The organism is Selenomonas timonae (assembly GCF_014250475.1).
Taxonomy (GTDB): Bacteria; Bacillota; Negativicutes; order Selenomonadales; family Selenomonadaceae; genus Centipeda; species Centipeda timonae.
In genome coordinates, this window is the sequence record NZ_CP060204.1 from 921,423 (window position 1) to 943,111 (window position 21,689).

Sequence of the window (21,689 nt, forward strand, 5' to 3'; positions counted from 1 at the left end):
CAAAACCTCCTTGCATTGGGGCACAATGATTCGCTGTGCCCATTCAAATGAAACGTCCCTGCACTGCTATTTTAATCCCATTCAAAAATTTTGGCAAGCAGAAACATAAAAAACGGACACAGTAAATGCGTCCGCTCATATGAATTTATGCCGTAATCCCGAGAATCTTGTCCAGCTTCTCGCGGTCGTAGCTGAGGGCGAAGTCTTTGCCGTCCGCCGTTGTGACGGGGACAATCGTGTCGCCCGAGAGGCGGCGACACTCCTCGCGCGCCGCCTCATCCTTCTCGATGTTGAATTCCTCGTAGGGGATGCCGCGGTATTTGAGGTATTTCTTCACCTTGACGCACCACGGGCAGACCGTGATGGAGTAGACCTTTACCATAGCCATCCCTCCTCACGCGCCGATGAGGCGGTCGATGGCGGGCTGATCGAAGCCGCGCACATACTCGCCGCTATCCGCGAGGATGACGGGGCATGCGCCCTCGCCCGTGAGCTTGATGAGATCATCGTAGGCGGCAGGCTCCTTCTCGATATCGCGGACGGTGTACGCGACGCCCTTCTTGTCGAGATACTTCTTTGCCTTCGTGCACCACGGGCACGCGTCGAATGAAAAAACCTGAATCATGGAAATGCCCTCCTTATCGTTTGTATCGAATAGTTCGTTACTTCTGGACGCCCCTATCGGCTCACTGCGTTCGCCACTTCCCCGTAGCGACGGGGGAAGCTAATATGCCGTTTTCGAAAGCCTCCCCTGCCACAGCGGGGGAGGGAACCATGCGCAGCATGGTGGAAGGGGCGCCCCTCATCACTTCTTCAAACTTGCGAGATACTTCTCCGCATGGAGCGCAGCAGTCGTACCGTCGGCGGCGGCGGTTGTCAGCTGGTGGATCTCCTTGACGCGAATGTCGCCCGCGACAAAGACCCCCGGGATCTCCGTGCGGCAGTTCTCATCCGCCGCGATGTAGCCCGTTTCCGTAAGCTTCAGCTGCCCTACAAAGAGATCGGTATTCGGGAGAACACCGATGTTGACGAAGATGCTGTCCACAGGTAGCGTCTCGGTCTTGCCCGTATCTTTGTGTAGGAGGTCAACCGACGTAAGCCGATCCTCGCCGTTTAGATGCGTGATCTCCGTCTCGAGCATCACCGTCACCTTTGGATTCCGATAGAGCGCATCCTGCGAGGACTTGTCTGCGCGCAGCTGCGAGCGGTGAATGAGATAGAGATGCGAAGCGTACTTCGTGAGGAAGTTCGCCGCATCCACTGCCGCGTTGCCGCCGCCCATCACCGAGATCACCTTGTTCTGATACGTGTGTCCGTCGCACAGCTCGCAGTAGTGCACGCCGCGATTGAAATAGTGCGGCTCCTGCGGCAGCGGCAGCTTGCGGCGGTTCATACCCGAGGCGATGATGATAACGGGCGTCTCATAGATATACGTCTCCGTCTCCACGATCTTCGGCGTGCTCTTGAGGTCAACGCGCTCGATGCGGTCGAACTCGTCAATCTCCGCGCCGAAATTCGTCGCCTGTTTTTCGAGCGTGCCGATCAACTCCATCCCGCTCACGCGCTCGAAGCCCGGATAGTTCTCAATGTCCGCCGCTGTCGCGATCTGCCCGCCGACGAGCGAGTTCTCAAGCACAAGTGTGCGCAGGTTCATGCGACCTGCGTAGAGCGCGGCGGTTAGCCCCGCCATGCCTGCGCCGATGATGACGACATCCTTTTGAATACGTTCCTTTGCCATGGATTCATCTCCTTTGACTGCCCGCTATAGAGGGAACGGGCGTATATACATCTGCCTGAACTTTTTGCAGTTATATTGACCTTTTGATTTATTATAACACAGCTGTCAATACTTGGATAGTATCTACCAAAAAGAAATTATTCTTTATTAGTTGCTTCGTGACAGACAAGAGCGCACAAAAATAGCCCACACTCCACTGTGGACTATCTTTGCTGTGTATTATATTTTAGGAGAGCTTTGGAAACGTCCGAGGACGTTCCCTAACGAAAGCCTGTATAGAATATAGCACACATGAGAAAGAAAATCAATAGGTCTATGAGAAAAATTTTCAGCGGAAATTACGATATCTCAGTAATCGCATCCATCTGCGTATATGGCTTGATGTCGACCACACTGCTGCCGTCGAGGGCGTCGAGTCCCTTCACGCGGAGGACGCTGCCGTTGCACTCGATCAGCTCGACGATGCAGAGCGAGAGCGGATTTGGACGGCCGGGAGAGCGGCTGGCAAAGACACCGTGCAGCTCCTTCGCGGCGGGCGGGATGGTCTTTAGGATGTCGCGCTTCGCGAGATGCGCCCAGTAGAGGACGATGAGGTGCTTGTTCTGTTCGATCTTTAGGAGTCCGTCCGCAAAGTCGGGGTGAATCTCGATCTCGGAGACCTCCTCGCTCATGTGCCCCTGACGCGGGATATCCGTGAGGTTCTTGTATGCGTTCCGGACGATGCCGATTTCTTGCAGCTGCATGATGTTCCTTTCTAGCAGAGCGCTTTCACAGTCTCTCCCTCGGGTGTCTCTGCGAGGAGAATCATGAGGCGGGCGTAGAGCGCCTCAATGGGGAGTGTGCCGCCCGAGAGTGCGCCGAGCTCTGCTGCGCGGACACCTACCTCATAGTGTGTGATGTCGGCGCCGTCGTAAATGCACTGGGTCGTGAGGGCGATGGTGCAGGCGCGCGTCTTTGCGCGGTCAAGCGAGGGGAGGAAGCTCTCCTCCGCATCGTCGCCCGGGACACTGCCGAGCCCGTAGCCCTCGAGGATGATGCCGCGATAGCCCGACGCGATGTGTGCATCAATTGTGACGGGCTTCATGCCAGGGTAGAGACGGATGACAGCGACGCGTTCATCGAGTGCATCGCGCAGGTGGAAGAGGGCTGTTGGTGCAGATGGCGCGGCGAGGTCGATCTCAGGGCGTCCGATGCTGCGGAATGCGTCGTCTGCGAGGGAGTACATCTTCTTCGCCGCGTTGCCGTGGATGAGCCGCCCGCCAAAGGCGACGGCAACACCCGCAAAGCCGCTACACGCTGCCTCGTATGCGAGACGGAGATTGCTCTCTGCATCCGAACCTGCAAGTCCGAGCGGGCGCTGTGAGCCCGTGAGCATGACGGGGCGGTCTATCCCCTCGAGCATATAGTAGAGTGCGGCGGCGGTATATGCCATCGTATCTGTTCCGTGGGTGACAATGAAGCCGTCATATGTCGTGCGGCACTCCGCGATCCTGCGCGCAATGATCTGCCAGTGACATGGAGCGATATTCGTGGAGTCGAGGGCGAGGAGATCGACGACCTCCAGTGAGCCGTCTTCTGCACCGATTGCCGCGCCCATATCTTCGGCAGTGAGGGCGGGGCGCAGCCCATGCTCAGTCTCGCGTGAGGCGATTGTGCCGCCCGTGGCAAGGAGGAGGATTTTCATGAGGGCGTACCTTTCTTTTCGCGCCTGCGCGCTGCGAAATCGATCCAGATGTGATGCAGGGTCATGAAGGGACGGTGCAGGAGCATCCGAGGCCCGCTGTAGCGCATGACCTCGCGGATGCGCGCGCGCATATCCATGCTGTAGCAGTGCACGGGGCAGACGGAGCAGAACGATTTCACATCCATGCGCGGGCAGCGGATGATGCGTGTGCGCGCGTATTCGAGGAGTTGGCGGCAGTCGGGGCAGAGCGCGGGGATTCCCTCGGCGGGGTATTCCTGTACACGATGTGCATGGCTGTGCCCGCGGCAGTAGAGGGCGATCATCTCCGTCATGACCTCCGCCTCCATTGTGCGTTTTCGTTCGGTATCCATGTGCGTGCTCCTTTTAGAAAAGTCTATAGACAGTATACTATGTAGGAATTTCGTTCTGCAAGGGGCGGCGGGATATTTCCGCAAAAATGCCGCCCGTACGCAAACAGGCGGCATTCGTAGGCATTCGTTACAGAATCTCGAGAGTGTCGTCGACCATGATGCGTGGGAAGCCCTCGCCGATGAGGTGGATCTCGCCGGGCTGCGCCTCCGTGCCCGAGTCCTCGCTCTCGAAGTGGAGGGTGACGTGTCCGTGTGCGCGCAGGTTCGCATTTGCATCCGAGCCGACGCGTGCGACCTTGTAGCTGCGCTCGGCAATGACAATAGTGTCGCCCTCCCTGACATCCTCGGTCAAGCTGCCCTTCGTGTGCGAGATGACCATGTTCTCGTAGGAGTAGGGAACGTCCTTGTCAAAGATGATGAGGTTGCCGCGCGTCTGGAGCAGCTGGAGTGCAAAATCTCCGATGGCGGTCAATGTGACGCGGTACTTCATAAAATCCTCCCCTTTATAGCTTTAATCCTGCGCTTATTTTACTCCTTTATGGGGAAGATGGCAAGGGGTTATGAAAGTTTCGCGTGCGCCTTCGCCTCCTGTGCACGGCGGAACTTCTCGAGGAGGTCAAGTTTGTGCTCCATCTTGTGCACGAATTCGCGTGCGGCGGCACGATCCTCCTCGTTTGGATGATCCGCAGCGCGTACCCAACGCTCCTGCGCCTCGGGACTGTTGTGTGTATCATCGGGATCGGATTTCTTGCGGCGGGCGATGAGGGCGGGGGCAAGCTTCCCCTGTGCGGAGAAGGTGCCGAGGATTTCGCAGTTTGCGCCGAGGAGGTAGGCGGCACGTGCAAAGGAGGTGACGGCGTGCTCGGAGCCGACATCTGCGCCGTGCGTCTGGAAGAGGATGACGCACGCATTTCTGACCTTTGGCAGGTATGCCTTCATAAGATCGTCGGGACCGCCGCGCCGCAGCCAGTAGCCAAGCGCGACGACCTCATATGCGGATAGATCCGCCGGTGCGTCCTGCACGCGGAAGAGATCTGCGCCCGCCGTGCCCGCGATCTCTTCGGCGATGGCCTTTGTATTGCCCGTGGTGGATGAATAGATAACAGCCCATTTTCTCATTATGAATACTCCTTTACTTTTCCTGTGGCTTTGTTACAATACATTACATCATATTTTCTAAGGGGATGCAAGGATGTAGGTCACAGGAGAAGACAGCACCGCAGAGAATGCAAAAGGACAGACTGGCAGGGGGAATCCGGCATGAAACAGAAAATACGGTACGCGACAGCACTGCTATCGGCGGGACACGCGATGGTGGATTTCTATGCGAATTTCCTGCCGATCCTCCTGCCGCTGCTCATGATCAAGTTCGGACTGTCGCTGACGATGTGCGGTGTGCTCGTCATGGTCGCGTCGGTGACGACGAATATGCTGCAGCCCTTCTTCGGCTATCTCATGGACAAGCGGAACTTCAGCCCCGTGCTTCCGTACATCGTGCCCGCTGCAGCTGTGCCGATCTGCATGGTCGGCTTTGCAGGGCATGAGACACTGCTCTTCGTGCTTGTCGCGGTGACGGGGACGGCGGTCGCGGCGTATCATCCTCTCTCGTCGATGCTCGTCGGGCGGACGGCGGCGCGGGGGCGGGGCAACGGCATGATGAGCTATTTCATTGCGGGCGGAAATGCGGGCATGGCATTTGTGCCGCTCGTCCTCGTGGCATTCCTTGAAAAACTGTCGCTGAATGCGCTGCCGCTCCTTATCCTGCCTGCTGTACTCATGGGAGTGCTCCTTGCACGCTCGGGTCTGTGTGAGGTCTCGTCTCTGCCGGAACGGCGGGCGGCGGTGCGCCCGAAGCTCGCACGCGTCCTCTTTGCACGTACGACGATCACGCTGAATCTCGCGATGGGGCTGCGTTGCTGGACGCACGGCGCATTCGGGACGTTCTTGCCGCTGCTGCTCGTTGGAAATGGGGAGGATACGAGCGCGGCAGGACTCTTCCTCACGATCTTTATGCTCGGCGGCATGACGGGCGGTCTTGTCGGCGGCAATCTCGCGGACAGGTTCACGGGGCGTGCGATCATTGTGACGTTCCTCGTGCTTGGGATTCTGCCGTGCGCCTACTACTTTACCCATGTGAGCGCGGATGTGCTCGGCGGCATCGTGCTCTTTGCCGCGGGCTTTGCTCTGATGGCACCACAGCCGAGTTCGATTATATGGGCACAGCAGGCACTGCCCGAGAATGCAGCGATGGCATCGGGCATGATGCTCGGTATGTCGTTCGGACTCGGCAGTCTCGGTGTGGCGGCGACGGCGGCACTCGGCGATGTCATCGGGCTCGCGCCCGCCCTCCTCGTCTCCGTCCTTGCACTCCCCCTTGCGGCTATCCTCGCGCATATCACACCGGAGCCGAAGAACAGATGACATATACATAAATTATATTTCACATGAAAAATATTGATAGCATTTATTTTGCCTTCTCCTATTGAAAAGTGAACACGGTTCAAGTATTATGGAAGCATCATATGGGAATCTATTTCAGATGGGTTTCGATCAACAGAATAGGAGGCAGAATATGCTGCAGAGCAAGAGCTGGGACGGTTTTGAAGGGGGCGTCTGGCAGGAGGAGGTCAACGTCCGCGACTTCATTCAGCGCAACTACACGCCGTACGACGGCGACGAGAGCTTTCTCGCGCCGCCGACGGACGCGACGAACCGCCTGTGGGCACGCGTGCAGGAACTCCAGAAGGAGGAGCGCGCGAAGGGCGGCGTGCTCGACATGGAGACGGAGGTTGTATCTGGTCTGACGGCATACGGGCCGGGCTACATCGACCCCGCGCTGAAAGACCTCGAAAAGGTGGTCGGCCTCCAGACGGACAAGCCGCTGAAGCAGGCCTTCATGCCATACGGCGGCATCCGCATGGCGGAGGAGGCACTCGAGAACTACGGCTACAAGGTCAGCCCGAAGCTCCACGAGATCTTTACGAAGTACCACAAGACGCACAATGCGGCAGTATTCGATGCGTACACGGACGAGATCCGCGCGGCGCGCCGCAGTCACATCATCACGGGACTGCCCGACACGTACGGGCGCGGGCGAATCGTGGGCGACTACCGCCGTGTCGCCCTCTACGGCATCGATCATCTCATTGCGTTCAAACAGGGCGACCTGCTGAACTACGGCGACGGCATCATGAGCAACGATGTCATTCAGCAGCGCGAGGAGGTCGCGGAGCAGATTCGTGCGTTGAAGGGCATGAAGGAGATGGCGCAGCTCTATGGCTTTGACATCTCAGCACCCGCGAAGGACGCACGCGAGGCGGTGCAGTGGCTGTACTTCGGCTATCTCGCGGCGATCAAGACGCAGAACGGCGCGGCGATGAGCGTCGGGCGCATTTCGACCTTCCTCGACATCTACATCCAGCGCGACCTCGCACGCGGCATCCTCTTCGAGGAGGAGGCGCAGGAGCTTATCGATCACATCGTGCTGAAGTTCCGCATGGTGAAGTTCGCGCGCATCACGTCCTACAACGAGCTGTTCTCGGGTGACCCAATCTGGGCAACGCTTGAAATGGCGGGCATCGGCATGGACGGCCGCCACATGGTCACAAAGAATGACTTCCGTTTCCTCCACACGCTTGAGAACATGGGACCCTCTCCCGAGCCGAACCTCACCGTGCTATACTCCTCGAAGCTGCCGGAGAAGTTTAAGGACTACGCGGCGCGGATCTCCATCCGCACGAGCTCGATCCAGTACGAGAATGACGATGTGATGAAGCCCGAGTGGGGCGACGACTACTCGATCTGCTGCTGCGTTTCTGCGACGCAGACGGGTAAGGAGATGCAGTTCTTCGGTGCGCGTGCGAACCTCGCGAAGTGCCTGCTCTACGCGATCAACGGCGGCATGGATGAGAAGAGCGGCGTGCAGGTCGGGCCTGCCTACCGCCCGATCCGCACGGAGTACCTTGAGTACGACAACGTCATCATCAAGTACGAGCGTATGATGGACTGGCTTGCACACGTCTACGTGAACGCGCTGAACATCATCCAGTATATGCATGACAAGTACTACTACGAAGCGGCGGAGATGGCACTCATCGACACGGACGTGCGCCGCACATTCGCAACGGGCATTGCGGGCTTCTCGCACGTGGTCGACTCGCTGTCGGCGATTAAGTATGCAAAGGTGAAGCCGATCTACAACGACCGCATCGTCGTGGACTATGAGGTCGAGGGGGACTTCCCGCGCTACGGCAACGACGATGACCGCGCGGACGAGATTGCAAAATGGGTGCTCAAGACCTTCCTCTCGAAGATCAAGGCGCGTCACACCTACCGCCACTCCGAGCCGACGACCTCCATCCTCACGATCACGTCGAACGTCGTCTACGGCAAGTACACGGGCGCAATGCCGGACGGCCGCCCCGCATGGACGCCGCTCGCGCCGGGTGCAAATCCGAGCTATGGCGCGGAGTGCTGCGGTCTGCTCGCCTCGCTCAACTCGGTCGCAAAGCTGCCGTATCACTGGGCGCTCGACGGCATCTCGAACACGCAGAGTATGAATCCCTCGGCGCTCGGACACAACGAGGATGAGCGCGTGCAGAACCTTGTGAGTGCGATGGACGGCTATTTCGATCAGGGGGCGCACCATCTGAACGTGAACGTGTTCGGGCGCGAGACGCTGGAGCACATCATGGAGCATCCCGAGGATCCCGCCTATGCGAACTTTACCATCCGCGTCTCGGGCTACGCGGTCAAGTTCATCAGTCTGACGCGTGAGCAGCAGGAGGATGTGATCGCGCGCACCTTCCATGAGCATATGTAAAGGCAGAATCAGCGCGACAGAGAGCTTCGGCTCGGTCGACGGCCCCGGCATCCGCTTCATCGTCTTTGTGCAGGGCTGCCGCTATCGCTGTCAGTACTGCCACAACCCAGAGACATGGGAGCGGGAGGGCGGCTATGAGGCGACGGCAGAGGAGATCTTTCGGCAGGCGTGGCGGTACCGCCCGTACTGGAAGCAGAAGGGCGGTATCACGGTCAGCGGCGGCGAGCCGCTGCTCCAACTCGCATTCGTGACGGAGCTGTTCCGTCTCGCGAAGGCAAAGGGGGTGAATACCGTCATCGACACGGCGGGCGAGCCGTTCACACGGGATGAGCCATTTTTTAACACGTTCGAGGAATTGCTGCCGCTCGTGGATTTGTTCCTGCTCGATCTGAAGCACATCGATGATGAAGTGCACAGGGCACTCACGGGTGTATCGAATGAGAGTGCGCTTGCACTGGCTCAGTTCCTTTCGGAGCGCGGCAAGCGGATGTGGATTCGCCATGTGCTCGTGCCGGGATGGACGACGGGGGAGGACGATCTCGCCCGACTCTCGGAGTTCATCGCGGGACTGGGGACGGTTGACCGCGTGGAGGTGCTGCCCTATCATGCGATGGCACTCCACAAGTATGAGGAGCTACGTCTGCCGTATCGGCTCGGGGACACACCCGCACCGACGGCGGAGGAGATTGCCTGTGCGGAGAAGATTCTGCGCGTGGGGGAGTATACGGGATATTTGAAGAAATAAAATAAGGGATGTTGTACGATGCGCTTCGTACAACATCCCTTATTTATTTCCTGCACAGCCGAATCACGACATCCTCGAGCAATTCGTCTCCTGCCTGTCCCGTTTTCAGCAGATAGTCCGCATCAGCGAGGGAGAGGACGGTGCGTTCGAGTGTCGCTTCGGAGAATGCCTTCGCGTGTCCCCCGAGTTTTTCGGCGATGAAGGGATGCAGTCCCATGATCTTGCCGAGCCCCTTCGGCGGTGTGCGGTTCATCAGCAGACGCTTTGCCTGCCAGAGCTGGCGGACATGGCGCACGAGGAGGGCGAGCAGGACGGTGAAGTGTACGCCGTCCGCACGGCAGCGTGCGAGGAGGTCGAGTGCCTGCCTGACATCGCGTGCACTCACGGCATCCATCAGCGCGAATACGGACACCTCGGGCATCTCCGAGAACGCCGCACGCAGATCGTCCTCTGTGAACTGGGGCTTGTCTGTGTAGAGCGTTAGCTTTTCCAGCTGGCGGTCGAGGAACTCAAGCGAAATCGTCGGCATGATGCCGACGACATTCAGAAAGAAGGTGCGCGCCTCCCTGTGCATGGAGCGGTTCATCTCGCGCAGCCGCCCGTTCAGCCAGTTCTCCACCGTCCATGGACGCACGGGTTCGCTCTCCAGCACGCGCCCGTATTTTTCAACCGTCTGATAGAGCTTGCGCCGCTTGTCAGGCTTCGTGTCAAGCGTAAAGATGACATAGGTGGTAGGGAGGAGGTCGGCGAGGCGGGCAATCAGCGCATCCGCCGCCGTATCCTTTGTCGCAGGGGCATCCTCGTCCCCGTCCTTTTTTTTCGTCGCACGGAAGATAGCGGCATCGCGTACGAGGACAACAATCTTGTCCGTGAAGAATGGTGCCGTTTCGAGTGACTCCATCAGTGCGTCGAGGGGCGGCATCTCCTCGTAGCGGATGAGTGCGTCCGCACGTTCCTCCGGCACAGGCAGAAGGCGGCGCAGGATCGCCTCCTCGGCGCGCCGCACATAGTAGCTCTCCTCGCCCGCAAGCAGGAAGACGTGCGGCGGCTCACCCTTTGCGAGCGATGCCATGAACTCTGCGTAGTTCATCGGCGGTAGCGTGCCATCTCTGCACCCACGGTGGTCGGCTCCGTGTGCCCCGAGTAGAGAACCGTATCGGGCGGTAGGGTAAAGACCTCGCGTGCGATGCTGTCCCAGAGCATCTGCTCATCGCCGCCCGGGAAATCGGTGCGGCCGACGCTCGCGCAGAAGATCGTATCGCCGACGAAGGCGACACCGTCCCGTGCACTGTAGAAGATGCAGGAGTCCGTGGTATGCCCAGGTGTGTAGCGCACCTCCAGAGCGACGTCGGGATTTGCCGCGAGCGTGATGACCTCGCGGTCGGAAAAGGTTGTCACGTCCGAGAGCGTTACACTGCCGCTGCCCCAGAGCGAGAGATTCCAACGCGGATCACTGTAGTAGCGCGGGCTGTCCTCGGCGGCATAGATGGGAGCACCTGCGCGTATGGAGAAGTCCTCTGCGCCGCCGATGTGGTCAAAATGACAGTGCGTGAGCAGGAGCCGCTCGATCGTCCATCCGCGCATCTCCGCGTGTTCGGCAAGCAGGTCGCCGTCCGAGCCCGCGTCGATGAGGAAGCCGTGCTGTGTTGTATCGTCGATATAGAAAAAGGCATTGGTCGGGATCATGTCACCGACGGTCATACATTCGATCATGTGGATTCTCCTCATCTTGCGGGAAATAGAAGTTGGAGGATGTGAACGCCCGTCTTGCCACACGCGTCAATGCCGTCACGGCAGTATTTGCACGAGCAGACGGCCTTCTCCGTCGGCAGCTTCTGTGCGTGCCGCTGGAAGTAGGCGTGCTGTTCCTCCTCCGTCATGGGGGTGAACATGGGGGACTTGCCGTTTTCGTAGCGGCGCGGGATGAGTTTCGCGTTGCCGGGAAAGCAGGGTGCGAGCAGTGCAGGCCCGTGAAAACGGGTCTTGTCAAAGTTCTCCTCCTGTTCGACGATGGTCACGTTCATCTTGCGCAGGAGAGAGCGAATCGCCTCCTGCATCCCGCGCCGCTCCACCGCCGCCCAGCAGTCCTGCACAGTCATGCGCTCGCCGCCGTAGTCGGGGAAGGGAAAGCTCTCGTCCCGATCAATCAGCTCCCAGACATAGGTGAATGTGTCTGCATTGGAACTTTCCTCGACGATATTCGCGCAGTTGTTGCACGTCACGATTACGTGATCCTCGGGGGTCAGCTTCGGGTGATGCGGGCGGCAGCAGCCTGTCGTCTCCACCCCATAGTGCGCTTCGAGGTAGCGGCGCACCGCCGCGCTCTCGGCGGGAAAGTCTGCTTGGATTTTGCAGCTCGGATAAAAGATCATTGCCATAGATGTTCTCTCCTAAACATACACAGAGGCGAACAGGTCAGTCGTGTCTGCTGCTCCACTCATAGGCGCGGCGCGGGTCGCCGTTTTTGAGATAGATGATGCCGCAGTAAGTAAAGCCGCTCTTTTGCAGACAGTTCTGCATGGGGATGTTGTCCGCGTGGGTGTCGGCGCGCAGGTGCTCATGCTGCGCGCGTGCGAAGGCGAGTATGGCGCGGAATGTACCGCGTTCCGTTCCGTCGCTGCCCGCACGGTGAATCGTGGCATAGGGGGAGTCGTCGCGCCATGCCCCCTCAATGTGCGCATACGTCGGGTCGTCGCCGGGGATGAGCGCAAATGCGGCATGGAGATGCCCTGCCTCGTTTTCCAGCACATAGCTGACACCGCGCAGAATATCTGCGCGTACGATTTCCTCTGACGGATAGCCGCCGCTCCACTGCGTCATGTTGCCCGTGCGGCGCATAAAGGTGCGCGCCGCATCATAGATGCGCAGGATGTCCGTGACATCCCCCTCCTGTGCCTGCCGTACCATAATGTACCACCCCATTTCTACTCATTTTACACGATTTGCAGATATTTTGAAAGAAGCGTTTGCGGCAAAGGGGAAATAATGCTATACTGAATCACACTTTTTGAATGGGGGAGGATGGCATGAGTTCTTGGTTGATCTACGCGCTGCTCTCGGCGCTGTGCGCGGCGTTCGTGTCCATCTTTGGCAAGGTGGGCGTCGCGGGGCTCGACAGTAGCGCCGCAACGGCTGTGCGCGCCGTAATCATGGCGGTATTCCTCGTCGGTGTCGTCATCGCCGAGGGGCATACGGCTGACCTCCCGCAGGTATTCGCGGACAAGAAGGCGCTGCTCTTCGTTGCGCTCAGCGGCATCGCGGGCGCGCTCTCGTGGCTCTTCTACTTTTTGGCACTCAAGGACGGTGCGGTGACGCAGGTTGCCCCGATCGACAAGCTGAGCGTCGTCTTTGCCGTCGTGATTGCCGCCCTCATCTTCGGCGAGCGCGTGAGTTTCATGCACGGCATCGCGATTGCCATGATTGCGGCGGGCGGACTGCTGCTTGCGATCTTTCCTTAGGAAGTATTTCCGCCTCACAATCAATACAATAAAATCGCCCCCGTGCATCTGTTTCGTGATGTGCGGGGGCTGCTCTATGCTTAGTCGTTTTCGCGAATCTTTTCGTCTGCACGCGCGAGGAATTCGGCAATGGCACCCGTGTGCTCCACGGGGATCCAGACGGAGGCCTTGGGCTTCCACCGGTCGTTGGCACGTTTTCGATAGAAGGGGGTGATGGCGGTGTAGCGGCGTCCGCGTGAGCGGATGATGGATACGCGCAGTGCCTGCGTCGTCGAGATCTCAAGCATGCCGATTTCATCGGTTGCATCGATGTTCAGCGCAAGCTCCTTTGTCTCCTTTACCTTTTCTGCTCGTGACGATTTCTCTGCCATATTCGATTCCTCCCAACAAAATCTTTCTCATGGTTGAATCATACCATTTTTTTATGAATATGCCAAGATTTTCTAACAAAATCCCCCCACACAAGAAAATTTCGCTTGCCAGTGTGAGGGGATTTTCCTATTCGTCTTTGTAGAGCAGTGTGAGTGTGCCCGTGGCACGCGTTGCTGCGAGGTCGATGACGCGCTGATTGCGCGAGCCGCGAAAGTGCAGTGTGAGATCGCGTTCTTCCTCGCGGTAGTCGCCGTCGACGAGTACGTCGAGCTCATCGAGCAGGGCATCCACGGCGGGATTTTCTTGTGCGCGCAGCTCCTCAAGGGTGTAGCCCGTGTAGCTCCACACGTCCAGTCCTCGCGCGTGTGCTCCACGTGCGAGCGGGAGCAGGGCGGCGGGCTGCAAGAAGGGCTCACCGCCGCTGAGGGTGAGCCCTGTGAGGAGTGGGTTTTCGTCGAGTTCGGCGAGCACCGCGCCGACGGTCGTCATGCGCCCGCCGGTGCGCGGCTGTGTGTCCGGATTGTGACAGCCCGGACAGCGGCGCGGACAGCCCTGCGTAAAGACTGTCAGCCGTATGCCCTCGCCGTCGACGATGGAATCACGTGCAATCCCCGAGATGTGGATCTCAGTGGAGTCCGTGCTTGACGCGCTCATGCTCTTCGGCCTGCTTCGCATTGTTCCAGCGGTCCGTGGTGCCGACCAGGTAGCCCGTGATGCGGCGCACGCGCTCGAACTTCGGCTGGCGCATCTCGTAGCCGAGCGTGACACGACCGTCATCCGTCCCAGTGATGGAGAGGCGGTCAAGCTTCTCGTGGGTCTGTCCCTCGATGTATGCGATGTAGTTCTCAACCTCGTGCGGGGTGATATCCGAGAGGCCATTTACTGTGACGTTGATGTCGTTGACGATCATGCTGCATTCTCCTTTTTTTGCGCGCCCTGTCGGCGCGGTTTCCTCTTCGGCGATGTATCGCCGTTTCGTGAGGATTATACAACATCTAGTGGGTACTCGTCAATAGGAAATCTATATATAGTTGTTTGTTCACAGACTTATCCACAGGGATTTTTTGGAAAAATGGGGTATTTTTCCAAAAAACACCGATGAAAAAAGGCGTGGCGGACACGTTGCTGGAGTGAAAGTTATCCACAGTTTCCCTAGGGAGAAACTGTGGAATTTGTGGATAAAAGGAACACGATCTACGCCGTTACTTCTCTGCGTGAGCAGCTTCCTGTGGAGAAGTTTTTGCCGCTTCATCCTTCTCCTGAATGATGGTCTGGATGGGATAGGGGATGTCGATGCTCTCCGCGCGGTAGCGGTCGGTGAGCGCCTTGATGAACTCGTGCTTGATGATGCCCTGATGGTCGAACATACTTGAGGGCAGAATGACGTTGAAGTTGATGGAGGAGTCGCCGAAGTCCGTGTAGCGCACGAGCGGCTCCGCGTTCGGATTGTCGTCCACGCGTGCGAGCACTTCCTTCGCCGTCTCGATGGTGACGCGCTCGACAGTGGCGAGGTCGCTGTCATACGCGACCCCGACGGGGACGCTGATGTTGATGTTCAGCGTGGGTAGGCTGTAATTCGTGATGTTTGCGCCCGCGATGGTCTTGTTCGGAATGACGATGGTGTTACTCGCGCCGAGTGGGATGATGGTGGTAAAGCGCCATGTGATGTCCGTGACGCGTCCCTCCTCGCCCGAGCCGAGTTTGATGTAGTCGCCGATGCGCAGCTGCTTGGAGAGGATGAGGTGGAGACCGGAGAAGATATTGGCAAGCGTCTCCTGCAGGGCAAGGGCGACCGCCATACCGCCGACACCTGCCGCCGTCAGGATTGGAGCGATGGAGATGCCGTAGTATTGGAGGATGACGAGCAGCCCCATGGCGTAGATGACCCCGATGAGGATGCTGTTGAGCAGCGTTGTCTTGGGCAGGTTTCTCCCCGAGCGTTCAAAGTACATGGTGACAACACCGTCCACCGTGCGCGCAATGACACGCGTGATGGAGAAGACGTTGCTCGTAAAGAGGAGATACGAGAGCAGCTTGGTGAGTGTCGGGGAGATCTCAACGGCATCAATCGCCCAGTAGAGTCCGATGATGAAGCTGAAAAAGATCGGCACGCCGTGCATGGAACGGACGAAGACGTATTTCCACGTGCTCTCCTCAACGTCGAGATGATGGTTGATGTAGCGGCGGATGAGCTGGTCGACGATGATGCCGACGGTGAGCGAGGCGAGGACGATGCCGACGGGAACGATCAGGAGCTCGATGAGCGTGTTGAAGTCTATGGTATGTGAGAATATGGTCAAGGGAAACTCCTTTCAAAATAAAGGAATCGCTGATAAAATGAAGTCCGTCAGATTGGCGCAGATTTTTTCGTCCGAACTAGGAGGCAAACCGGACGCATAGCAAGGGCTATGTGGAGGATTTGCCGACGAAGTGCGGGCAAAAAAGATGTGCTAAGATGGCGGCGCTGAATTTATCAGTGCTTCCTAAAGTTCAATGTGCATGTGCCGGAACAAATTCCTCACGCGTGCCGATGAGCGTCATGGGGCCGATGGGGCTTGTAACGGTGCAGGTGAATTCGCATGCACCCGGCGCTGCTGCACCGTGATGGTGGCGCGGCGGGTCGATGATGGAGACGGCGCGTCCCTCTGCGCGCATACGCGACGAGAAATGGCCGTTGATGACGTTGAAGAGCTCGCCGACTGCATCGACGGCAAGCTCGTCCATGCCATCGAGAGAGACTCCGCTGTAGCCGCTTGCGAGGGAATAGAAGGCATCTACGGAGGCGGCAAGTGCAACGATCAACGGACTGCCGTCCGCATCGAGGTGCTGCGATATGGTGACGTAGGTCGGCTCCTGTTCGCGCGCCTCGTCGATTACTGCCTCCGCGCGTGCGTAGTCGGCAAGTCCCGTGAGAAATGTCTCAATGTACGAAGTATACAGTTCGCTCATTGCTCCTCCATCGCTTGCCGCATCTTGGCGAGTGCCGTACTGATCTCGTGATCGGAATAGGGCTTTTGGATGAACATGAGCGCGTGGTGCTCGTTGGCACACGCGATGTTTTCCTCTGTTGCTGCTGTCGAGAGCATGACGACGGGGAGCTTTGGATGCGTCTTGCGCAGACTGCGCAGCACAGTGCAGCCGTCGAGCTTTGGCAGGATGATGTCGAGAAAGACGGCGTCGGGCTTCTTGTCCGCAATGCGCCGCAGCGCCTCCTCACCGTCGCGCGCCTCAATGACTGTGTGCCCGCGGTCGAAGAGTTCCGCCTTGAGCTTGATGCGCACGAGGCGTGAGTCGTCAACAATCAGTATCTTCATGAGAGGTCTCCTTTGTAGGCAGCGCCGCCGCGCCGAAGGCGTGCGGAAGCAGCGCGGCAGGTGTGAGTATGCGCACGTCGCCCCGTGTGTTGGCGAGAATGATGCGTTTGATTGGAAATTCCACGAGCACCTGGCGGCACATGCCGCAGGGGGCACATGGTTCCGGGCTGTCTGCAATGACGGCAAGCGCCTCGAATTCCAGCTCACCCGCTGTGACAGCAGCTGCGATTGCCGCGCGCTCGGCGCAGATGCCGACGGGATAGGAGGCGTTCTCGACGTTGACGCCGCCGTAGACCCTGCCGCTCCGTGCGAGGAGCGCTGCCCCAACGGCGAATCCCGAGTAGGGCGCGTAGGCATGGCGGCGGAACTCTGCCGCGCGTGCGATCAGTTCTTTATCGTTCATGCCAGCCCTCCGCATCGACAGCGCCGTAGATGAGCTTCATCGGGGCAGGGGCAGCTGCGCCGATCTCGAACGCGGCGCGGAAGCGCTCCGCTCCCGCTGCGATCTGCTCCTCACTCTCCGCATAGAGGGTGGCGAGCGGCGCGCCCGCTGTGATGGCGTCCCTATATTTCTTGTGGAGGATGATGCCTGCCGCATGGTTGATCGTGCTATCCTTTGTCATGCGCCCCGCACCAAGCAGGACGGCGGTGCGCCCGACGGCTTCTGCGTCCAGACGTGTAAGATATCCGTCCGCGTCTGCCGTTATCGTGCGCTGCATACGCGCCTGCGGGAAGTTTGCCGTATCGTGCAGGACGGCAGTATCACCACCCTGCGCCGCCGTCATGCGCAGGAGCGCCTCGAACGCTGCGCCGCTGCGGATTGCATTTTCTGCGCGTGCATGACATTCCTCGAATGCACCCTGTCCTGCGAGCTGCAGCATGCCCGCCGCAAGTGCGAGCGAGACCGTGCGCAGATCGTCAGGCCCCGCGCCGCGCAGGACGCTGACCGCCTCTGCAACCTCGAGGCTGTTGCCGACGGCATTGCCGAGCGGCGCATCCATATTCGTGAGGAGGGCGGCGGTGGGGAAGTTTGCTGTCTTTCCGATGGCAACCATCGTCTCTGCAAGTTCGCGCGCCTCTTCCAGTGTTTTCATGAAGGCGCCGCGTCCGACCTTTACATCGAGGAGGACGGCGTCCGCACCCGAGGCGAGCTTCTTGCTCATGATGGAGGATGCGATCAGCGGAATGCTGTCGACAGTTGCTGTCACGTCGCGCAGGGCATAGAGCAGCTTGTCTGCGCGCGCGAGGGTGCCCGTCTGCGCGATAAGGGAAAGTCCGCATTCCTTTACGACAGTAATGAATTCGTCCTGCGAGAGATTTGTACGAAAGCCGGGGATGGATTCGAGTTTGTCGATGGTGCCGCCCGTATGGCCGAGTCCGCGTCCCGACATCTTCGGGGCTTTGCAGCCGCACGCAGCGACGATGGGGCTGACGATGAACGTGGTCTTGTCACCGACGCCGCCCGTCGAATGCTTGTCGATCTTGTGCCCCGCGATGGCGGAGAGGTCGACGTGGTCGCCCGATGCCGCCATGATTTTGGTGAGGGCGGTGGTCTCCGCGATCGTCATGCCGCGCAGGCAGATTGCCATGAGGAGCGCCGCGACCTGGTAGTCGGGAACCTCTCCGGCAACATAGCCGTCTATGATATAGGAAAGCTCATCCGCAGCAAGTTCGCCGCCGTGCTTCTTCTTCGTGATGATGTCATACATGTTCATAGGAAAGCTCCTAGTTTAGAATGCGCGGCAGGAAGCTCTCGCCCTTTGTCGTCAGCTCCGCTCCAAATATATCGGCAATCGTTGCACCGATCATGGCAAAGGTCGGATAGGTGCCGAGGTTGACGGGCGCGATCTTCTCTCCGTAGATGAGGAGGGGGACGTACTCGCGCGTGTGATCCGTGCCCGCAGCACCCGGGTCGCATCCGTGATCTGCCGTAATCATGAGCACATCGTCTGCACGCATGGAGGGGAGGAAGTCCGCGAGCCAGTCGTCGAACTCCTGCATGGCGCGCGCATAGCCGGGCACGTCGCGGCGGTGTCCGTAGATCATGTCGCCGTCGACGAGGTTGACGAACGCGAGCCCCGTAAAGTCTTCGTCAAGAAGCGCTGTGGTCTTCTTCATGCCGTCGGCATTTGACTCGTTGACGCCGAGCGAACGCGTGAGTCCACGTCCGCCGAAGATGTCCGAGATCTTGCCGACCCCGATCACGTCATACTGCGCGCGGCTGAGTGCATCGAGTATCGTATCGCCCGTCGGATCGAGGGAGAAGTCGTGGCGGCGCGCCGTGCGCGTGTAGTTCGGATACGTACCGACGAAGGGGCGCGCGATAATGCGTCCGACGCCATGTGCGCCCTGCATGATTGTACGTGCCTTGCGGCAGTAATCGTACAGCTCCTCTACGGGGACGTGCTCCTCGTGTGCTGCGATCTGCAGCACGCTGTCGGCGGAGGTGTAGACGATGAGCGCACCCGTCTCCTCGTGCTCCTGTCCGTAGTCGTGGATGACCGCCGTGCCAGAGTAGGGCTTGTTGCAGAGTATCTTGCGCCCGAATGCCTCCTCAAGTTCCGTAACAACCTCGGGCGGGAAGCCGTCGGGGTAGGTCGGCATGGGCTCGTTGCGCACGATGCCCGCCATCTCCCAGTGACCGATGGTTGTATCCTTTCCACGTGAGAGTTCGCGCAGACGCGCATGTGCGCCGATGGGTGCTGCGTCAGGCGTGCCCGTTCTCACACCGTCGATGTTGTAAATGCCGAGACGCGTGAGGTTTGCGGCGGGGAAGAGTCCGCTCTCTGTGACGGAGCGCAGCGTACTGCACGAGGCAGCGTCACCGAAGTCCGTCGCATCGGGCGCAGCGCCGCAGCCGAAGCTGTCGAGCACGATGAGAAATACGCGTTTGATTCCACTTTTTTGCATAATTGTCACCTTTCCTACAGTTCCAACCCCGCGCGTTTGCGCGCGTGATATTCGCGGTCGAGAATACCGAGCACGACGAGGTTCTCGTAGACGCCGCGATGCAGGATCGTCTCGCGGATCAGCGCCTCGCGCACCATGCCCTCGCTCTCGTAGAGATGCAGGGCGCGCGCGTTGTAGTCCTTGCAGTCGAGCCACGCGCGGTGCGCCCCCATATCCTCGAACGCCCACGCCTTCAGGAGTTTCATCGCCTCGTGTCCGTAACTGAGCCCTTTCTTCCCGATGATGACATGTGTCCACTCCTGCTCCTTGGAGGCAAGCAGGAGTCCCGTGACGTGGAGATAGCCGACACATTCGCCGCTCTCGCGCTCTTCGACAATGATGTCCATCGCCGCGCGTCCCTGTGTGACGATCGTCTCGTGATCTGCGCGTGAAAACGGGACGATGTAGTCGCTGTTGTCTTTTTCTTCCTGCAGGGCGCAGATGTAGTCGACATCTGCAATCTCTGCGCGGCGCAGACGCAGGCGTGAACCCTCTTTCAATATTTCAGACATAATGTCCTCCCTTGTTTCAATCTTTTCCTTTATTTTACATTGAACGGACATGGAAATGCAAGGCGTCTGTGCCGGCACCATAATTATAGATTGACGATAGGGGACGAACATCTTATAATGGAAAGACAAAATAGGGAATGTATGTCGAATGGGAGGCAGGGCATGGCAGCACAGAAAAAACCGTCGGTGCGCGATGTGCTTTGGCGCAAAAAGCGTGCGCGTGATCAGATGCTCGATACCGTGGGGAAACTCTGCGACGAGTCATGGGCGCTTTTTGAAAGAATCGCTGCAGAGCGTTCCGCGCGCTCAAAGGATGCCATAACAGCAAGGGAAATCACGCTGCGCCTGCGCGCTCTCGCCTATCTGATCGAGGGCGAGCACTATATCGACCGCATTGCCTTTGAACTGCAGACAAAAGATGTCTATATGGCTGCGAACGAGGTTGCAAGAGCCTACGTTTCGGAAATGGTTCTGCGGTATCTCGATGCGATTCTTCTCTTTGGAAAGCAGTCCGAATGGGACAATGAGACTGTGCAGGAGGAGTATCAGACATCGCTCGAAAAAGGTCTTGAGGAGATACGCGTGGCACTCGTTCCTGCGGCGCCGCAGCAGGTGGCTGAGAGCGAGAGCACCGAGAACGATTGACAGCAACAGATTGTAGGAGGCTCGCCGCTGATGTTCGGTATGTCGATGGATATAGGAATTGACCTTGGGACGGCCAATGTGCTCGTCTACGTCAAGGGCAAGGGGGTTGTCCTCAAGGAACCCTCCGTGGTCGCGGTGAACCGCGACACGAATCAGGTGCTTGCGATCGGCGAAGAGGCGCGGCGGATGATCGGGCGCACGCCCGGCAACATCGTTGCAATTCGTCCGCTACGCGACGGCGTCATCGCGGACTATGATATAACGGAGAGTATGCTGCGCTTCTTCATCGAAAAGGTGGTCGGGCGCAGCATTGTCTTCCGCCCGCGCATCATGATCTGCATCCCCTCGGGGGTGACGATGGTGGAGCAGCGCGCCGTGCAGGAGGCCGCTGAGCAGGCGGGGGCGCGGCACATCCAGCTCATCGAGGAGCCGCTTGCTGCGGCGATGGGCGCAGGACTCGACATCGTGGAGGCACAGGGGTCGATGGTTGTCGACATTGGCGGCGGCACAACGGATGTCGCCGTCATCAGCCTCGGCGGCGTCGTGACGAGTGAGAGCATCCGCATTGCGGGCGATACGTTCGATGAGGATCTGATCAACTACGTCAAGCGCGAGTTCAATCTGCTCATCGGCGAGCGCACGGCGGAGGATCTCAAGCTGCGCGTCGGTGCGGCGTATACGACTGCGCGGCGTGAGCAGATGGACATCCGCGGGCGTGATCTGCTTACGGGTCTGCCGAAGAATATCACGATCTCCACGGCACAGGCCTCCTCCGCAATTGAGGGCTCGGTCATGCGCATTGTGGACTGCGTAAAGAAGGTGCTCGAGGAGACGCCGCCGGAGCTCGCGGCGGACATCATGGATCGCGGTATCGTATTGACGGGCGGCGGAGCACTGCTCTATGGCATGGCAGATCTCATTCAGCGCGAGACGGGGACGCCGACGCTTGTGGCAGATGATCCCATGACCTGTGTTGTGCTCGGCTGCGGCAAGGCTCTTGATATCTTCGATAAATTTGACGGCAAGGCGACAAATACAAGTTTTGGGCGAAAAAAATAAAGGGAATTTCTATTTTACAG

At 58.8% G+C, this 21,689-nt stretch carries 28 protein-coding genes and 1 pseudogene; 7 read left to right on the top strand and 22 right to left on the bottom strand.

Translation table 11 applies throughout. The features are described from left to right. Positions 1 to 145: 145 nt before the first annotated feature. From H1B31_RS04260 to H1B31_RS04295, 8 genes are all read right to left on the bottom strand, one after another. A complete protein-coding gene (locus H1B31_RS04260; RefSeq protein WP_185981023.1) occupies positions 146 to 382 on the bottom strand; it encodes a glutaredoxin domain-containing protein in 237 nt (78 codons plus the stop codon). Positions 383 to 394: 12 nt separating this feature from the next. Further along, positions 395 to 625 carry a glutaredoxin family protein gene (locus H1B31_RS04265; protein WP_009440967.1) on the bottom strand — a complete coding sequence of 77 codons (231 nt, stop codon included), beginning with the start codon at positions 623 to 625 and terminating at the stop codon, positions 395 to 397. 180 nt (positions 626 to 805) lie between these two features. Then, positions 806 to 1,738 (bottom strand): NAD(P)/FAD-dependent oxidoreductase, encoded by a 933-nt coding sequence (locus H1B31_RS04270; RefSeq protein WP_185981024.1) that lies wholly within the window; start codon positions 1,736 to 1,738, stop codon positions 806 to 808. 338 nt (positions 1,739 to 2,076) lie between these two features. After that, positions 2,077 to 2,481, bottom strand: a complete 405-nt coding sequence (gene tsaA, locus H1B31_RS04275) for a tRNA (N6-threonylcarbamoyladenosine(37)-N6)-methyltransferase TrmO (protein WP_185981025.1) — start codon at positions 2,479 to 2,481, stop codon at positions 2,077 to 2,079. An 11-nt stretch (positions 2,482 to 2,492) separates the two neighbouring features. Continuing rightward, entirely contained in the window at positions 2,493 to 3,422 is a 930-nt protein-coding gene (locus tag H1B31_RS04280; RefSeq protein ID WP_185981026.1) for an asparaginase, read from the bottom strand. Beyond that, positions 3,419 to 3,793, bottom strand: coding sequence for a nitrous oxide-stimulated promoter family protein (locus H1B31_RS04285; protein ID WP_009656366.1), 375 nt, complete (start codon positions 3,791 to 3,793; stop codon positions 3,419 to 3,421). Before H1B31_RS04285 ends, H1B31_RS04280 begins: the two co-directional genes overlap by 4 nt. A 127-nt stretch (positions 3,794 to 3,920) precedes the next feature. Further along, positions 3,921 to 4,283: a PTS glucitol/sorbitol transporter subunit IIA gene (locus H1B31_RS04290; RefSeq protein WP_185981027.1), complete on the bottom strand. Its 363-nt coding sequence runs from the start codon at positions 4,281 to 4,283 to the stop codon at positions 3,921 to 3,923. Positions 4,284 to 4,351: 68 nt separating this feature from the next. Beyond that, positions 4,352 to 4,912 (bottom strand): flavodoxin family protein, encoded by a 561-nt coding sequence (locus tag H1B31_RS04295; RefSeq protein ID WP_185981028.1) that lies wholly within the window; start codon positions 4,910 to 4,912, stop codon positions 4,352 to 4,354. A gap of 141 nt (positions 4,913 to 5,053) precedes the next feature. Between H1B31_RS04295 and H1B31_RS04300 the strand changes: the two genes are divergently transcribed. The 3 genes from H1B31_RS04300 (at position 5,054) to pflA (ending at position 9,360) form a co-directional block, all read left to right on the top strand. After that, positions 5,054 to 6,214, top strand: a complete 1,161-nt coding sequence (locus H1B31_RS04300; protein WP_185981029.1) for an MFS transporter — start codon at positions 5,054 to 5,056, stop codon at positions 6,212 to 6,214. A gap of 151 nt (positions 6,215 to 6,365) precedes the next feature. Beyond that, positions 6,366 to 8,615, top strand: a complete 2,250-nt coding sequence (pflB, locus tag H1B31_RS04305; protein WP_185981030.1) for a formate C-acetyltransferase — start codon at positions 6,366 to 6,368, stop codon at positions 8,613 to 8,615. Next, on the top strand, positions 8,602 to 9,360 hold the full coding sequence (pflA, locus tag H1B31_RS04310) for a pyruvate formate-lyase-activating protein (protein WP_185981031.1): 759 nt from the start codon (positions 8,602 to 8,604) through the stop codon (positions 9,358 to 9,360). The genes pflB and pflA overlap by 14 nt, the downstream gene beginning before the upstream one ends. Positions 9,361 to 9,403: 43 nt before the next feature. Here the strand turns inward: pflA and holA are convergent, their stop codons facing one another. The 4 genes from holA to H1B31_RS04330 are packed head-to-tail and all read right to left on the bottom strand — an operon-like array spanning position 9,404 to position 12,267. Continuing rightward, positions 9,404 to 10,450, bottom strand: coding sequence for a DNA polymerase III subunit delta (holA, locus tag H1B31_RS04315; protein WP_185981032.1), 1,047 nt, complete (start codon positions 10,448 to 10,450; stop codon positions 9,404 to 9,406). Then, positions 10,447 to 11,073 carry an MBL fold metallo-hydrolase gene (locus tag H1B31_RS04320; protein WP_185981033.1) on the bottom strand — a complete coding sequence of 209 codons (627 nt, stop codon included), beginning with the start codon at positions 11,071 to 11,073 and terminating at the stop codon, positions 10,447 to 10,449. Before H1B31_RS04320 ends, holA begins: the two co-directional genes overlap by 4 nt. A gap of 11 nt (positions 11,074 to 11,084) precedes the next feature. Next, positions 11,085 to 11,738, bottom strand: a complete 654-nt coding sequence (locus H1B31_RS04325) for a hypothetical protein (RefSeq protein ID WP_185981034.1) — start codon at positions 11,736 to 11,738, stop codon at positions 11,085 to 11,087. Positions 11,739 to 11,775: 37 nt separating this feature from the next. Then, on the bottom strand, positions 11,776 to 12,267 hold the full coding sequence (locus tag H1B31_RS04330; protein WP_185981035.1) for a GNAT family N-acetyltransferase: 492 nt from the start codon (positions 12,265 to 12,267) through the stop codon (positions 11,776 to 11,778). A 119-nt stretch (positions 12,268 to 12,386) separates the two neighbouring features. Here H1B31_RS04330 and H1B31_RS04335 point away from each other — a divergent pair, with 119 nt between their 5' ends. Next, complete coding sequence (locus tag H1B31_RS04335; RefSeq protein ID WP_185981036.1) at positions 12,387 to 12,818, top strand: EamA family transporter; 432 nt, start codon at positions 12,387 to 12,389, stop codon at positions 12,816 to 12,818. A gap of 80 nt (positions 12,819 to 12,898) precedes the next feature. Here the strand turns inward: H1B31_RS04335 and H1B31_RS04340 are convergent, their stop codons facing one another. The 4 genes from H1B31_RS04340 to H1B31_RS04355 form a co-directional block, all read right to left on the bottom strand. Beyond that, positions 12,899 to 13,189: a hypothetical protein gene (locus tag H1B31_RS04340; RefSeq protein ID WP_185981037.1), complete on the bottom strand. Its 291-nt coding sequence runs from the start codon at positions 13,187 to 13,189 to the stop codon at positions 12,899 to 12,901. A gap of 127 nt (positions 13,190 to 13,316) precedes the next feature. Continuing rightward, the gene (gene nrdG, locus H1B31_RS04345) at positions 13,317 to 13,844 is read right to left on the bottom strand and encodes an anaerobic ribonucleoside-triphosphate reductase activating protein (protein WP_185981038.1); all 528 of its coding nucleotides are present in this window, start codon (positions 13,842 to 13,844) and stop codon (positions 13,317 to 13,319) included. After that, positions 13,816 to 14,100, bottom strand: a complete 285-nt coding sequence (gene nrdD / locus H1B31_RS04350) for an anaerobic ribonucleoside-triphosphate reductase (protein WP_006304909.1) — start codon at positions 14,098 to 14,100, stop codon at positions 13,816 to 13,818. The genes nrdG and nrdD overlap by 29 nt, the downstream gene beginning before the upstream one ends. A gap of 292 nt (positions 14,101 to 14,392) precedes the next feature. Then, entirely contained in the window at positions 14,393 to 15,490 is a 1,098-nt protein-coding gene (locus H1B31_RS04355) for a mechanosensitive ion channel family protein (protein ID WP_185981039.1), read from the bottom strand. 37 nt (positions 15,491 to 15,527) lie between these two features. On the opposite strand from H1B31_RS04355, the pseudogene H1B31_RS11565 reads away from it, so the two are divergent. Continuing rightward, a pseudogene (locus H1B31_RS11565) lies at positions 15,528 to 15,675 on the top strand (secretion protein HlyD); the annotation flags it as partial. Between the two features lie 5 nt (positions 15,676 to 15,680). Here the strand turns inward: H1B31_RS11565 and H1B31_RS04360 are convergent. Genes H1B31_RS04360 through H1B31_RS04385 form a run of 6 tightly spaced genes read right to left on the bottom strand, consistent with a single transcriptional unit; the run spans position 15,681 to position 19,965 of the window. Next, on the bottom strand, positions 15,681 to 16,139 hold the full coding sequence (locus H1B31_RS04360) for a hypothetical protein (protein WP_185981040.1): 459 nt from the start codon (positions 16,137 to 16,139) through the stop codon (positions 15,681 to 15,683). Then, a complete protein-coding gene (locus H1B31_RS04365; protein WP_185981041.1) occupies positions 16,136 to 16,504 on the bottom strand; it encodes a response regulator in 369 nt (122 codons plus the stop codon). Before H1B31_RS04365 ends, H1B31_RS04360 begins: the two co-directional genes overlap by 4 nt. After that, entirely contained in the window at positions 16,485 to 16,907 is a 423-nt protein-coding gene (locus tag H1B31_RS04370; RefSeq protein WP_185981042.1) for a cytidine deaminase, read from the bottom strand. The genes H1B31_RS04365 and H1B31_RS04370 overlap by 20 nt, the downstream gene beginning before the upstream one ends. Further along, positions 16,897 to 18,219, bottom strand: a complete 1,323-nt coding sequence (locus tag H1B31_RS04375; protein ID WP_185981043.1) for a thymidine phosphorylase — start codon at positions 18,217 to 18,219, stop codon at positions 16,897 to 16,899. Before H1B31_RS04375 ends, H1B31_RS04370 begins: the two co-directional genes overlap by 11 nt. A 10-nt stretch (positions 18,220 to 18,229) precedes the next feature. Continuing rightward, complete coding sequence (locus H1B31_RS04380) at positions 18,230 to 19,414, bottom strand: phosphopentomutase (protein ID WP_185981044.1); 1,185 nt, start codon at positions 19,412 to 19,414, stop codon at positions 18,230 to 18,232. A gap of 14 nt (positions 19,415 to 19,428) precedes the next feature. Then, on the bottom strand, positions 19,429 to 19,965 hold the full coding sequence (locus tag H1B31_RS04385) for a GNAT family N-acetyltransferase (RefSeq protein WP_185981045.1): 537 nt from the start codon (positions 19,963 to 19,965) through the stop codon (positions 19,429 to 19,431). 162 nt (positions 19,966 to 20,127) lie between these two features. Between H1B31_RS04385 and H1B31_RS04390 the strand changes: the two genes are divergently transcribed. After that, complete coding sequence (locus H1B31_RS04390; RefSeq protein WP_185981046.1) at positions 20,128 to 20,610, top strand: hypothetical protein; 483 nt, start codon at positions 20,128 to 20,130, stop codon at positions 20,608 to 20,610. 30 nt (positions 20,611 to 20,640) lie between these two features. Next, complete coding sequence (mreB, locus tag H1B31_RS04395; RefSeq protein ID WP_185981047.1) at positions 20,641 to 21,669, top strand: rod shape-determining protein; 1,029 nt, start codon at positions 20,641 to 20,643, stop codon at positions 21,667 to 21,669. Positions 21,670 to 21,689 lie beyond the last annotated feature (20 nt).